Raw genomic sequence first — 14,304 nt, 5'->3', positions numbered from 1 at the left:
CTTACTTACCTGTCCAACAAGGGGTGAATAAATTTCTCTATTTATGTGCGATTAAAGACCTCTTTCACGATGAGTTGGTAGCTTATGCGGTGGGATGGCACTGCTTTTGATAAGATCAGCTTGCTATCTTTGCTGTTTCTTGCTTCACAAAGCTGCTTTCGCTAAGATTAGCTTGTTATCTTGACTGTTCTCGACTCACAGAAGTTCCCCTTTTTCATCGAATGACCACTCTCTCGTCCATGGCTGGCCCTGTTCCTTATCGACAAAAAAACTTGCCTGCATTCGTAAAAAAGCACTCATCATGATAGATGAGTGCTTCCGTTACTCTTATCCTTCTAATAGTAAATCATAAGGATCTTCTAATAGTTGTTTAATTCTTACTAAGAATTGTACGGCATCCTTGCCATCCACAATTCTGTGATCATAAGAAAGGGCAATATACATCATTGGGCGAACCTCAATGGAATCATCCGGCATCACCATAGCCCGTTTTTGGATCGTGTGCATTCCTAGAATACCTACTTGTGGGGCATTTAGGATCGGTGTAGAAAGCAAGGATCCGAAGATACCTCCATTGGTAATTGTAAAGGAACCGCCTTGTAGGTCACCAATTCCTAGTTCTTTTTGTCTTGCTTTTTTACCTAGATCAGCAATTTCTGATTCTATTCCAGCAAAATCTAAACGATCGGCATCTCTTACAACAGGGACAACTAGACCATCATCTGTTGATACGGCAATACCAATATCATAGAACTCTTTCAAGACAATCTCATTTCCTTGAATTTCTGCATTTAGATACGGAAACTCTCGTAATGCACTGACTACTGCCTTAGTAAAGAATGACATAAAGCCGAGTTTAATTCCATGCTTTTCTTGGAACTTATCTTTACGCTCACTTCGTAAGTTCATAATAGCCGTCATGTCAACCTCATTAAAAGTGGTTAGCATGGCCGCTGTCTGTTGTGCCTCTACCAAACGGCTGGCAATTGTCTGACGGCGTCTTGTCATTTTCTCGCGTTTAACTGGCTTACCTGCTGGGTCCTGTTGACTACTGGCTGCTGCTGGTTTTGCTTCTTTTTTGGCTGCTGGCTTGCTTGACTGTGAAGTTTTCGTACTGTTTTCTACATCCTCTGGGCGAACACGGCCTAGTGGATCTGCAGTCTTCACACTATTAAGGTCAATACCTAACTCACGTGCCCGTTTTCTAGCTGCCGGAGAAGCAACTACTTTCTGATCCTTATCTGATTTATTTGATTCAGAGGAAGGTTCTGGCGCTTTTGTCTCTTCTTGAACAGGTTTCTCCTCTGCTTCCGGTTCTTTATCATTCGTATTGTCAGATGCTGCTTCTCCACTCTCATCAATCTTGGCAATGACTTCCCCTACTTCGACATCATCACCTTCTTGTCTCGTGTGTTCCACCAGCACCCCCGCATAATCGGCATTCACTTCTACATTTACTTTATCTGTCTCTAACTCACAGATTGGATCACCTTTCTCAACGGTTTCCCCTTCCTTTACCAGCCATTCTGCTATCGTACCTTCTGTAATGGATTCCGCTAATTCTGGGACCTTAATTTCCTTCATTGGTTTCTCCTCCTTCAGACAGTTCTAATGCATCTGTTATTACTTTTCGCTGCTCCGTTTTGTGAATGTGCTGATCACCTACTGATGGCGAAGAACGTTCTCCACGACCAACATACTTCAGTTCAATCTTTGTATCGCTTAGCATTTTGAATAATCGTTCTTTAACAAAACTCCAAGCTCCCATATTACGCGGCTCTTCCTGTACCCATACCAATTCCGTTAAGTTCTTACAATTGGCAATCACATCGGAAATCGTCTGTTCAGGGAATGGATAGATTTGCTCTAAACGAACCACATGAATATCTTCATATTTTTGCGGTTGTTGGCTCATTCTTTCTTCAATATCCACCATTACTTTCCCCGATCCGATAAGAAGACGTTTCGCTTTCTGAGAATATAACTCTAAACCTGGCTGTGGAATTAATGGCTTAAACTGACCATCAGTAAACTCTTCCAGCTTAGAGATTACACGGCTACTTCTTAACAGACTTTTCGGTGTAAATAACACTAATGGACGAGCTGCTTCACTGTCTACCAACGCTGCTTGTCTTCTCAGCAAATGGAATAATTGCGCACTTTTCGTCACATTGGCAACAATCCAGTTATTCTCTGCTGCCATCGTTAAAAAGCGTTCTACCCGGCCGCTGGAGTGTTCAGGGCCTTGTCCTTCATATCCATGAGGTAACAGCATAACCATATTCGAACGTTCGTCCCACTTTGCCCGGCCTGAAGAAATAAACTGATCAAAGATTACTTGAGCGGCATTGGCGAAATCACCAAACTGCGCCTCCCAGATTACCAGCGTTTTTGGTGCTTTGACACTGTAACCATACTCAAAGCCAAGCACAGCTGCTTCAGACAATGGACTATTATGGATATCGAAGGTCGCCTTCGCCTCATCCAAACCTTGCATTGGACAATAAGTGGCTGATGTTTCCACATCATGCAGTTTCAAATGTCGGTGAGCAAATGTACCACGTTCGGAATCCTGACCTGTTAAACGTATTGGCGTACCATCTTGCAGAATAGAAGCATAAGCCAATGCTTCACCTACTGCCCAATCTGCTTGGCCTTCTTCTGCAAAAGTATTATGGCGTTTCGTTAAGATTCTTTCTAGTTTTTTCAGAGATTGGAATCCTTCTGGCCGCTTCAATAAATTGTTGTTTAATGAAAGTAACAAGTCTTCAGGGACAGCGGTTTGGATATCATTTAAACCTTGACGTAATGCCTGTGGTACTGGCAGAGCTTCTGGATTCTCATTCACGCTCTCTGTCATATCATCATAAATACCCTGAAGCTTATCAAAAACAGCCTCTTTCATGGTCTCATAGGCATTCTCTGCCACAATGTCTTCTTTATATAATCGGTTGGCGTAGATAGAAGCACATGTTGCATGCTGATCAATTGCTTTATACAATTCCGGCTGTGTAGCGCGTGGTTCATCCATCTCGTTATGTCCATAACGGCGATAACCAACCAAATCAATCAAGATGTCTTTCTGGAATTTCATCCGATAGTCATAAGCTAAATTGGCAGCTGAAATACAGGCTTCTGGATCATCTGCATTCACATGAATAATTGGTACTTCAAATCCTTTTGCCAAGTCACTTGCATAAGTTGTTGAACGCCCCTGACGCTGCCCCGTTGTAAAGCCAAGCAAATTGTTAGCAATAATATGTAACGATCCACCTGTACGGTAGCCATCAAGCGCACTCAAGTTAAAGGTCTCCGCAACAACTCCTTCTCCAATAAAAGCGGCATCACCATGAATCAAAATACTAAACGCCTTGTTTGCATTTTGTTCTGGTGCTCCTTTTTGAAAACGGGAGTCCTGTGCAGCCCTGGTAAATCCTTCAACAACTGGGTTAACAAACTCAAGGTGAGAAGGATTATGAGCGAGTGTAATCTTAGTCGGAGATGGCTTTTCTTCGCCTAAGGCACGTTCTGCACCAAAGTGATATTTCACATCCCCTGTCCACCCATACGTAATCTGTTTTGATCCTGGTGATGATGGCACTAACGCCCTGTCTCCAGATGGATGAAACTCAGAAAACAACTTATCAAAAGGTTTCCCCAAGATATGTGTTAATACACTTAATCTGCCTCGGTGTGCCATTCCCATCATGATTTCTTCTGTTTCGTCATAGAAAGATCTCTGAACCATACGGTCAATGATAGGAACCATCATTTCCAGACCTTCGATGGAAAAACGCTTTTGTGATACAAATGTTTTTGCCAAAAAATCTTCAAATCCCTCGACATCAATAATTTGTCCTAATAGTTCCCGTTTCTCCAATTCTGTGAACGAAAAACGATACTTACCAGATTCAATATTTTCTTGGAACCACAGACGCTCCTCATCATTATTGACATGATCATACTCAAACGAAATAGTGCCCGCATACTGTTTCATTAAGTAGTCGACAACATCTTGGGCCGTGTGAACTCCTTCTTGCTGATGTTCCCATACCCAATCAGCGGGAATCGCTTCCAAAACGTCTTTGCTTAGATTGTACTGTTTTGGATCTACTAATGAGGTGTCGCTGTGAATTCCTGAACCGACCGGATAGATATCAGCTTTCAGATGCCCATAACGTCTAATAGCCTCAACAAGTTTGCTTGCTGAGGTTAGTTGTTTAGCACTTATACCCGCTGAAAAACTCTTACTGCCTGCTTTTTCGACTACCTCGGCCTGTTGCACTTGTTGTATTTCCTCTGGAGCTCCATATTGATCAAATATTGCTTTCAGGGATGGATCCACAGAGTCTTTATCTTCCAAATAGAGTTCAAACTGTTCTTCTACATATCCCATATTGGGACCATAAAAATTTTCCCAAATTTTCTTATTTGACTCCTGCTGTGTCACGTCTTATACCCCCATTAAAATTCACTTACTCCTGCTAAATTTTATTCCCATCCATCATTCTAACATTTTAAACAGTTTAAAACATTACATCTTTAAATATACCCTATTTTACTATGGGAAACAACATATATGATGGGAATATTTCAATTCTTTTTTTTATAGGAACCATATAGATTTTTCCCATATTTGATAAGGAATTTCTCCATTTTTTCCGCACCTTGTAAACGGTTTATTTTTATTACTTATAATGGGTTTTATATAGATATTTAGAACTAAAAAATCACCAAATATAAGTTGTACATTTTTTCTACATTAAATCAAAAACAGGATAACTTCCAGTATAATTGGAAATTACCCTTCGTATCTGTTAACAATCGCTACCCTGACTATGAAAAATAGGACTGCCATATCATCGTAGCTGCACCGCGTGCAATCACTTTCTCTTTCTGTTTTTCTTGTTTGAATTGAATAGGTACTCGTTCTTTTCGATCAATATATAATTTTGCAGTTTCAACAATTTTATCATAATATGGTGGATATTTCCTAACAAGTTCACTGTTCAGGATAATTTGATTCGGCTGCAATACATTAATAATATTTGCCAGCCCTACTCCATACACTTCTGCCGAACGAAGCACTACCTCTTGAACAATAGAATCCTTTTGCTGCAACTGATTAAAAAACGTCTGCATTAAAGTATTCTTGGTAAAAGCCTCTGGATAAAACGGTGTCTCCTTCTCCTCCAAATAACGGCGATTGACTTCCTGTAATAAATAATCATAAGTAATAAGTGAAGAGAGAGTTTGCCTCCGCTCTATATCCACAATCATTTCACCGAAAGAACTTACATCACCTGTCTTATTCTTCAATAAACGGCCTTCTGCGAGCACCCCGCAGCGTAGCCCTCTGCCGCTGATACAATATAAGATCGACTCTTCTTGCTGCAGCTGCTGCATATAAGCCTGCAGTGTCGCTACATTGGCACCATTTTCTAAGAGGATCTTCTCTGATTGAAAACTTGGTAAATGATCCATAATGGAAAACTGGCGCCACCCTGGTGCCATAAACCCTTTCGTATCCATAATCATGCCTTTTTTTCGATTGAGCGGCCCTACTGCACCAATGCCAATCCCTAACAATTGATCACGTGAAATATGATGTGTTGTAAGGAATTGTTCCATTGTATGGTTAATGATTGCTAATGTTTTCTCTGGTGTGTGGTCCTCCGTCATTGTAAATGTAAAGCTATCGATTTCCTCTAATGTGGCATTTACCAAGACGATTGTAGATACCATCCGAGATAAGTCTACACCAATTATATATCCTGTATCTGGCACTATTTGATAAAGCGCAGGCGGCCTGCCACCTGATGATTCTTGGTATTCGGAAATTTTTATCAGCCTGTTTTGGAGTAAATAATCCAAATGCCTCGTGACCGTAGTTTGCTTAACGCCTGTCTTTTCAACTAGTTCTGTCTTTGTAACTGGACCATGCTGATAGACATATTGATAGACCAGTTTCATCCCATGATATTTCGAAGAGGTCTGTTGCAAGAAATCTTTTAACATATTCCCCCGCCCCCTTACATGCAACAACTTACAGTGCGTGTTCAAAAAGTTCGGACTTTTTGAACATCCTCTTACCGTTTTAGTATACTTCTATTTATTTCCGTTGAAAAGCAATACTTACATTATTAATCATTAATTCCATGTTAAAATAACCCTGTTCACTAACGAAAGAAGTTCCTTATTGCCTCGAAGCGGATACGATGATTACAGTCCTCACAACTAAAAAAGCCATGCCGGTTCTCTTTATATTTTTGATACTGTCTTGTACCTTCATAAACATTAAATTTCTTTTTGCAGTTTATACATATTACTTCATAAGAAAACACTGGTTATCGCCTTCCTTTTTGGCATCATTTTATCTTGGCTGTAATCAGCCGTAAGACTTTGCACTAATAAGCTTACAGGTTATCTAGAATTATACCAAATATTTTTGATATGAAAACTCTGTGTCAGCGGTGGCAACTGGTTCAAGCACACATAGCTGTTGGGATGAGGCAGGAACAAAATAATAACTGCTAGTCAGAATACAAACAATCAACTAAATGATATTAGGGTTTTTACAGTACAACAGCCTTATTTAGCTGAAATGTGTTTGCTAAACAAAAAAAGAGAACCAATCCATTTATGGAACTGCCCTCTCTTCCTGTTCGACTTTTCTATTTTCACCATTATTTTAGACATCTTTAACACATCGAAAGCCAATATTACCTGAAGAACTTTCTACGGTGTTAGAACTTCTAGCTGCAACGCGGTAACGATTACAATAAGAATGATGACATAGATAGGAACCGCCTCTCATTACTTTTGAAAGATTACCAGCTACTTGTTTTTGGTCAATCTTGCCCTGCCGATCGACTTGGAAAGTGTCAGCACACCATTCCCACACATTGCCTGACATATTATAAAGGCCGTAGCCATTGGCAGGAAAGGATTGCGCAGGAGCTGTACCGACATAACCATCTTCCTTCGTATTATGCCGTGGAAAGTCGCCTTGCCAGATATTACAGTAATGCTCCTCATTTGGCGTTAATTCATCTCCCCAAGGAAATCTCTTTTGTACTAATCCTCCCCGAGCAGCATACTCCCATTCTGCTTCTGTCGGCAGACGTTTACCTGCCCAGTGACAATAAGCAATCGCGTCATTCCAAGACACATGTATCACGGGATGATCCATTCGGCCTTCCAAATTAGAACCAATACCCTCTGGCTGATACCAATAAGCACCTTCAGCAGCCAGCCACCAAGGCGTCTGCGGCACTTTTTGAACATTCCCCGGGAAATCTTCTGCAATAAACTGATAAAACACAAATGACCAGCCATATTTCTCCGATTCTGTCTGATAATCAGTCGCCTCGACAAATTCTTGGAATTGCTGATTCGTTACCGTTGTTTGATCCATATAAAAAGGGGCTACGGTGACCTTTTGTACTGGTCCTTCTCCGTCGGCCTTAAAACCTTCTTCTTGATCGGTTCCCATCAAATATTCGCCGCCAGCCAGGTAAACCATTCCATCTGTACCATGCAGCTTTCCTGCTTCTACTCGCAAAGTTTCTTCCTGTTTATCCATCATCATATCTGATCTGCTTACTTGACAACAACTGCGTTTCTCTTCATTCATTATGTATTGCTCACCTCCACAACCTTATCTGTTAAGAGATGTTCAAAAAAAGACACGGCAGATTTTTGAACATACGCTTTTAGTATAGCACGATCCCGCAAATACCAGCCAAAACTATGACCACAATTGGGTGCATCCGCAATTTCACTAAAGCGAATAAAGACAGGGAAAAAATCCCCAGCAAACTGATTGTTTCAAAAGACCATTCTCCCAGCACCCGGTTAGCCAAAGCAAAATGAATAGCCGAATAAATAATCAAACCGGTAATGATCGGACGCAACCCGTAAAACGCGGATTTTACAATAGGTAATCGATGAAATTTAAAAAATACTGAAGCAATAATCAAGATAAGAGCCAAGGACGGTAAGACCATCCCTAACGTGGCAGCAATCGCACCAGGGAGAGCCGCTGTATGGTAGCCCACAAAAATGGCACTGTTAGTAGCAATTGGACCAGGAGACATGCCAGCAACTGCGATAACATCGGTAAATTCCTGTGTCGTCATCCAGCCATGTTTGCTTACCTCTGCTTCAATTACTGGTATCATGGCGTAGCCTCCGCCAAACGAAACAGTGCCAATTAATAAAAATGTCCAAAACAGGCTCAACAATTCCATCAGCAGTCCCTCCCTCTTTATTTATCTTCGTCTTTCTCTAATTGTGTCGCATAGCCAAACCATTCTTTCACCTTAACAATCACAATACCTAGAGCAATTCCAGCCAAAATAACGGCAACAGGATGAACCTGTAAGAAGAGTAAAATCACAGCCGTCACAATCATAATCACCAATGTGGTCTTATCATAAACGGCCGTTAGCCCTATCTTATAAGCAGCAAACAAAATCATCGCAACAACTGCTGCCCGAATACCGGTAAATGCAGCTTCCATGTATGGGTTATCTTTCACAAAAATAAACAGGATACTTAGGGCGATCACGATAAGAAAAGTCGGCAGCAATATCCCTATCATTGCCGCTATTGCACCAAGCACCCCTGCCAAACGATAACCGATAAAAATGGCAGAATTAATCGCAATTGCGCCAGGAACAGACTGGGCAATGGCAAATATTTCACCAATTTCTTGCGGATTTATCCATTTTCTTTTTTCAACTACTTCTTTTTCCATCAATGGAATCATGGCATATCCCCCGCCAAAAGTGGCAGGTGCAATCTTCAGAAAAGCTAAAAAAATTTGCCCTAAATATTTTCTGTTTCTCCCCAATGCCAGCTCCTCCTTTTAGAGGTTTAGCTTTTCCTGCTCTTATTTTCTATTATAACACACTTTAGACCATTTTGGATAAAAGTATTATTAATTTATTGTGAAACGGCTCCTTTGAAGATAAAACCAGCTAAGGATTATCTATGTAATAGAAATAATGGACAAAACGCTTGGCTTTGTCCATTATTCCCTTGACATCATCAGACGCTCACTGCTGATCCAGAACCGCTTCCTCCAACAATGACAATTGACAGCGCACTACCGCATTTATCTCCCTAATTCTTCCCTAAATTCAGTCGGGGTTTTACCATAATATTTTTTAAAACTTGCACTAAAATAATATTGATTGGAGTATCCTATCATTTCACTGATATCTTTCACCTTCAACTGTTTATTCTTTAATAATTCTTCTGCTTTTTCCATCCTAACTTTAGTAATGTACTTAAGAATATTAGTATGAGTAGCCCGCTTAAACAGCGAACCTAAATAAGACGCGTTTAAATTAACTTGCTCCGCTATGACTTCTAAACCCAGATCACTATCCATGTAATGATTATGGATATATCTTTTGGTTTCCTCTGCGATGATTTCCGTTCGGTCTGCAATCGATTCATTAAACACACTGCACAATTTCTTACATAACAAAAAGAAATGTTCTGAAAGCTGTTTAATGCTGGTGACATGATTCGACTCGACAAAAAATACCGAGGCCTCGTAGTGCCAATCCTTATCACTCAAATTGATATCATGGGTGAATTTTATCAACCTGGATATTAATCGATAGATATGAGCACTGATCAAGCTGCGGGGGAGCGACTCATTGATCCAGGTTTTTTCTAGCTGTTTGATAAACTTGCTCATACCCTCTACATCATTGGCAGAAATTAATGTTACTAACTTTTCTTCATCTTCATAGGTAAAGAGGATCGGATTACTGGCTTGATTCTTTAGTTGATTGGCATCAAATATCGTTGATTCAGGAAAAATGAATTGATGTTCCAATGCCTGCTTTGCCCTTTGATAGGACATGGAAATATCCCATATTTGTGAAACGATATTGCCAATTCCGACTTTATACTCTAAAATAGAAGCGTTTTCCGCATAAAAAGCCGCTATTGTCTGGCTGTATTGTTTCAAATTGATGTGATCCGAACCTATGATAAAGATTAATTCATCCGTTTGATTACAGTAATAGATTAAACTATTGGACGATAATCTATTGATCAATGCATTCCTCAGCTGAATCAAAGCAATGTGACACTGCTCCACTGTATATTTGTTTATTAAATTTTTAAAATTTTTTATATCAATAACGATAGAAACATAAGATTTCTTATCAATATCAATCCCGAGAAATTCCGCTTGTTCTAACAGATTATAGGAAGCATATTGCGGATTAGAATCAATTAAATCAGTAAAAAATTTCTCCATTAACAGCGGTTTACTCTCATTTAACTGATAGAGAATAGCTTGTTCCTCCTCGATCATTTCAATCATTTGCTTCAATTTTTCTGCCAAATAAGAAAAATCGATTGGTTTTTCAATATAATCAAAGACATCCAGCCGGATAGCTTCCTGGGCATACATAAAATCATCATGAGCACTTATAAAAATTACTTTCACTAAAGGCTGCTGCTTGATTATTTCCTTTGTCAATTGAATGCCATTCATAGCTGGCATATTAATATCTGTAATAATAATATCAATTGAATGCCGGGTTAAAAATTCTAACGCCTCGTAAGCGCTCGTAAATATGCCGATCACTTCCAAATTTAATTGATCCCACCCTATATGTGCCCGGATGCCTTCACTTGTTTTTACATTGTCGTCAACGATGATTAACTTCCTCATGGTGTCATCTCCTCTATTCCATCTTCGGGAAACATTTGATCCATCCGAATTTCTACTAGAGTTCCTTGATTAGGTGTGCTGATCATTTTCAATGGTTCCTCACACTTAGAAAAACTGGCTACTCGATAATTGACATTACTTAAACCAAAAAACTTCCTCGAATCCATTTTTCTTGTTGCTAATACCTGCCGGATTTCCATTAATTGCTCCTGACCGATACCCTGTCCATTATCCTTCACCTGTATCAAGATGTAATCTTCTTCATATACCAAAGAAATGACAATATGCAAAATATCCCCATTATAATACAAAGCATGCTTTAAACAGTTTTCAATAATCGGCTGCAATACAAATTTAGGCAGCAGGAATTTTTCAATCATATCATCTGTATGAATTTCCCATGTGAAGGAATTGGTTTTATTAATATGTTCAATTTCCATAAATAAAGTGGCTATTTCTAACTCTTCCTGAATAGGAATCAATTCATTCTCTTTTTTCAATAATAACCGATAAAATTTGGCTAGCCTGGAAATCATTTGATTAGCCTCTTCGATATTTCCTGAAGTCTGACAATTCTTGATCGAATCTAAGACATTGTATAGAAAATGCGGATTAATCTTCGATTGCTGTAACTCAAACTGCATTTTTTCTTCCATTTTTCTCATAGTCAAAATTTGCTCAAAATCTTCCCTTAATTTCTTAGTCATATCGTTAAATACCAAAGAAAGCCGGTCAAATTCATCATGAAACTCCGGCTTATTGGAGACCGGTAAAACCATATTTGTGTCATAAATGCTGTGGTTGTTCGATTTAATTTTATCAATTACTTCGGCAATCTTGTTGACCCGTTTGCTTAAATTATGAGAAATAAATAAACTGCTGATAATGGCTACCACCACTGTCAACACCAGCGTGATTAATAATATGCTGATTAAAACACTCGTATTGCTTCTAATATATTGGTTAGGAACTTCCGTCACTAATAACCATTGTGTTATAGGATTTCTCTGGATAATTACCGTAGCATCTCCTACTGTTAATGTGCTGTTTTTGCCAATATCACTTGTGTTCAACTGTTCTGATAACATTTCTCTATCGACAAATTGGTCTTCTCCTATAATAAGCTGACCGTTTTCATCTAACAGATAGGCATTAATGGAGGTTCCGATAGCCCTCTCCTCCAGAAGTTTGGCTATTTCTGCTACTGGAATATCAATAAAGAAAATATATTCCAGTGTATCCTTATTTGCTAGTTGAAAAGCCTTCGACACAGAAACGTAATGATTCGAGGCATTTGATTTATATTTGACAAACGGTTCTTTTATATCGTGCATCACACTCCAGTTGAGCTGATTGGCCTGCTGTTCCATTTCTTCGATAGTTATCCCTCGCATGGACAGATCGTCAAAAGAGAAAAATGTTATTCCTTCATTACTGAAAATAAACTGGTCATTCGTGTAAACACTCACGTTCCCAAATTCGAACGTCCTGCTCAGATTAAACAGGCTGTTTCTTACATTACTATAGGTAGATAATTGTTCTGATAAGGATGTATCCGATTGCAGAATTAAGGTATACATATAATATTCCATGACATTCGCCGCGTCCTCCATTTGTGTGAAGCGTTCTGCCAGTGAAGTATTTAATTGGGTACTAGTATAAGAAACCGAATCAATGATTCGATCTTTGGCAATATGATAGGCTAAGACATAAGAAAGACTTCCCACTATCAAAATCGGAATTACGGCAATCACAATAAAATTCGCGAACAGCTTATTTCTAAACTTGGAGAAAAAAGCCTTTATTTTCATAAAACGATGTTTCAACTTTACCACCAGCTATCCTTTTTAAGATACCTCTAAATATACTATCTAATTTTTATTATTTTAAGTGCATCTAGAAATTTTATATCTTAATGCTACAAAAATTACATTTTCTTATCACAAATAGCTGATTATAATGCAATATATAAGGTCCTTAAAAACTTGTAAGCGCTTATAGGTGTTGTTCAAACAACTGATAAAATGACATTGGCTTGAATTTTTGACGTATAAAACTTGATAGTCTGGCATTGCGTATTTTAGCCGGCGAGCCCATTTTGACCAAACTTTTTATACGAAAATCTGTCCCAGTAGCTGCACTTAGTTTATTTACACGATTGAACCAAATGAAGAGGACGAATAAAGACCGATATCTGTCAGGATATGTTGATTTTGAACTCGTATTGATAACAATGGAGGTATTTATTAATGAAGAAACTTGGATTTATGTTTGTAATGTTGACTATTTTTCTCTTTGTATTGGCTGGATGTGTAGGGGTTAATAATTCTGATACAGAAGAGCCGGAAAGTAATGAAGAGTCCGCAGATGTAAACGTAGAAGGGGAAACCATTACTTGGATGACAAATGACTCAAGCAGGCCTGGATGGGAAGATTTAGAGCAGCAGATTCTGGATGAAACAGGAGTAGAAATTGATGTAGTAGTAACACCAACCAACCCGGATGATATGGTAGCAAGAATGACAACGATTCTATCGTCTGGTGATACAGAAGTAGATATCATGCATATCAATGATGAATTAATTACTGCCTTTTCAAGGGCTGGATATTTAGAACCATTAGAGAATGATGTGATGACGGATGACGTGATGAGCAACTTTGCAGAACAATACATGGAAGATATTCCGACTTATGAAGGAAGTATTTACTCTGTACCAAGCTATTTGGAAATTTTGGCATTCTGGGTTAATAATGAACTGCTGAGCGAGGCAGGTATGGAAGCGCCTACTAATAAGGAAGAGTTCTTAGCCTATGCACATGCTGTAACAGATGGCGATGTTTATGGTTATGGCGGAGCATGGGAAAGAAGTTATGTTTTTAATGAAATTGGCACCTTTATCAATTTATTTGGCGGAGACTACTTTGATTGGGAAAACCCTAAGACACAAGAAGCACTAGAATTTATGTATGACCTAGCTCATGAAGAAGGAGTTACACCACCAAGTCAATTGGCTGATATCTATGATCCAATGATTCAAAAATTTATTGATAATAAATATGGCATGTTATTCATGTACACCGGAGCCATTCCTACCTTTGATGAAGCAGATAGTTATGGACCTGATAAGTTGGATATCGCACCGATGCCAACGTTCGAAACAAATGATGCGTATATGGCTTCCTGGCACCATGTGATCAATGCTTCTTCTGAGAAAAAGCCAGCAGCAAAAAAAGTATTAGAATACTTAGCAAGTCCAGAAGGGCAAGTTGCTTATTATGAAATGTCCGGTCGATTGCCAGCACGATTAGATGTATTGAATGATCCTGAGTTCTCTGCACCTGGCTTAGAAAGTGTAAAAGAATATATCGAGAATAGTACATTACGCGGGAGACCGCTTGTTCCGCAGTCAATGGAATTCGTCAGCGGGATCGGAAGTATATTCCAGCAGTATATCTCAGATGATTTAACTTTAGAACAGACCGTTGAACAAGCGCAGGCTGAGATAGATCGTTTAGCAGAATAATAGGTAGTATCGGGGTGTGAACGTCTGTGATCCCTCACTTAGACTTCTTTGACGACATCTCTCCAAGTCTGGACG

Annotated in this window: 9 protein-coding genes; 1 reads left to right on the top strand and 8 read right to left on the bottom strand. The window is 39.1% G+C overall.

The features are described from left to right. Positions 1 to 327: 327 nt before the first annotated feature. From odhB to JOD18_RS13340, 8 genes are all read right to left on the bottom strand, one after another. Entirely contained in the window at positions 328 to 1,584 is a 1,257-nt protein-coding gene (gene odhB, locus JOD18_RS13375; RefSeq protein ID WP_204669544.1) for a 2-oxoglutarate dehydrogenase complex dihydrolipoyllysine-residue succinyltransferase, read from the bottom strand. After that, positions 1,571 to 4,450, bottom strand: a complete 2,880-nt coding sequence (locus JOD18_RS13370) for a 2-oxoglutarate dehydrogenase E1 component (RefSeq protein WP_204669543.1) — start codon at positions 4,448 to 4,450, stop codon at positions 1,571 to 1,573. Before JOD18_RS13370 ends, odhB begins: the two co-directional genes overlap by 14 nt. A 386-nt stretch (positions 4,451 to 4,836) precedes the next feature. After that, positions 4,837 to 6,018 carry an ROK family transcriptional regulator gene (locus JOD18_RS13365; protein WP_204669542.1) on the bottom strand — a complete coding sequence of 394 codons (1,182 nt, stop codon included), beginning with the start codon at positions 6,016 to 6,018 and terminating at the stop codon, positions 4,837 to 4,839. Positions 6,019 to 6,691: 673 nt separating this feature from the next. Beyond that, positions 6,692 to 7,636 carry a formylglycine-generating enzyme family protein gene (locus JOD18_RS13360; RefSeq protein WP_204669541.1) on the bottom strand — a complete coding sequence of 315 codons (945 nt, stop codon included), beginning with the start codon at positions 7,634 to 7,636 and terminating at the stop codon, positions 6,692 to 6,694. A gap of 79 nt (positions 7,637 to 7,715) precedes the next feature. After that, a complete protein-coding gene (locus tag JOD18_RS13355) occupies positions 7,716 to 8,252 on the bottom strand; it encodes a chromate transporter (RefSeq protein ID WP_204669540.1) in 537 nt (178 codons plus the stop codon). Positions 8,253 to 8,269: 17 nt separating this feature from the next. Then, on the bottom strand, positions 8,270 to 8,857 hold the full coding sequence (locus tag JOD18_RS13350; RefSeq protein WP_204669539.1) for a chromate transporter: 588 nt from the start codon (positions 8,855 to 8,857) through the stop codon (positions 8,270 to 8,272). Positions 8,858 to 9,121: 264 nt separating this feature from the next. Continuing rightward, a complete protein-coding gene (locus JOD18_RS13345) occupies positions 9,122 to 10,705 on the bottom strand; it encodes a response regulator (RefSeq protein ID WP_204669538.1) in 1,584 nt (527 codons plus the stop codon). Continuing rightward, the gene (locus JOD18_RS13340; protein WP_204669537.1) at positions 10,702 to 12,531 is read right to left on the bottom strand and encodes a sensor histidine kinase; all 1,830 of its coding nucleotides are present in this window, start codon (positions 12,529 to 12,531) and stop codon (positions 10,702 to 10,704) included. Before JOD18_RS13340 ends, JOD18_RS13345 begins: the two co-directional genes overlap by 4 nt. 423 nt (positions 12,532 to 12,954) lie before the next feature. Between JOD18_RS13340 and JOD18_RS13335 the strand changes: the two genes are divergently transcribed. Further along, positions 12,955 to 14,229, top strand: coding sequence for a sugar ABC transporter substrate-binding protein (locus tag JOD18_RS13335; RefSeq protein WP_204669536.1), 1,275 nt, complete (start codon positions 12,955 to 12,957; stop codon positions 14,227 to 14,229). Positions 14,230 to 14,304: the final 75 nt, after the last annotated feature.

Origin of the sequence: Gracilibacillus alcaliphilus, assembly GCF_016909015.1 — a bacterium.
GTDB lineage: Bacteria > Bacillota > Bacilli > Bacillales > Amphibacillaceae > Gracilibacillus > Gracilibacillus alcaliphilus.
This window is presented reverse-complemented; position numbering and strand designations above follow the sequence as displayed.

Coding starts and splice junctions, on each gene's coding strand:
- JOD18_RS13335 (WP_204669536.1), top strand. CDS start 12,955: ATGAAGAAACTTGGATTTATGTTTGTAATGTTGACTATTTTTCTCTTT.
- JOD18_RS13355 (WP_204669540.1), bottom strand. CDS start 8,252: ATGGAATTGTTGAGCCTGTTTTGGACATTTTTATTAATTGGCACTGTT.
- JOD18_RS13360 (WP_204669541.1), bottom strand. CDS start 7,636: ATGAATGAAGAGAAACGCAGTTGTTGTCAAGTAAGCAGATCAGATATG.
- JOD18_RS13345 (WP_204669538.1), bottom strand. CDS start 10,705: ATGAGGAAGTTAATCATCGTTGACGACAATGTAAAAACAAGTGAAGGC.
- odhB (WP_204669544.1), bottom strand. CDS start 1,584: ATGAAGGAAATTAAGGTCCCAGAATTAGCGGAATCCATTACAGAAGGT.
- JOD18_RS13365 (WP_204669542.1), bottom strand. CDS start 6,018: ATGTTAAAAGATTTCTTGCAACAGACCTCTTCGAAATATCATGGGATG.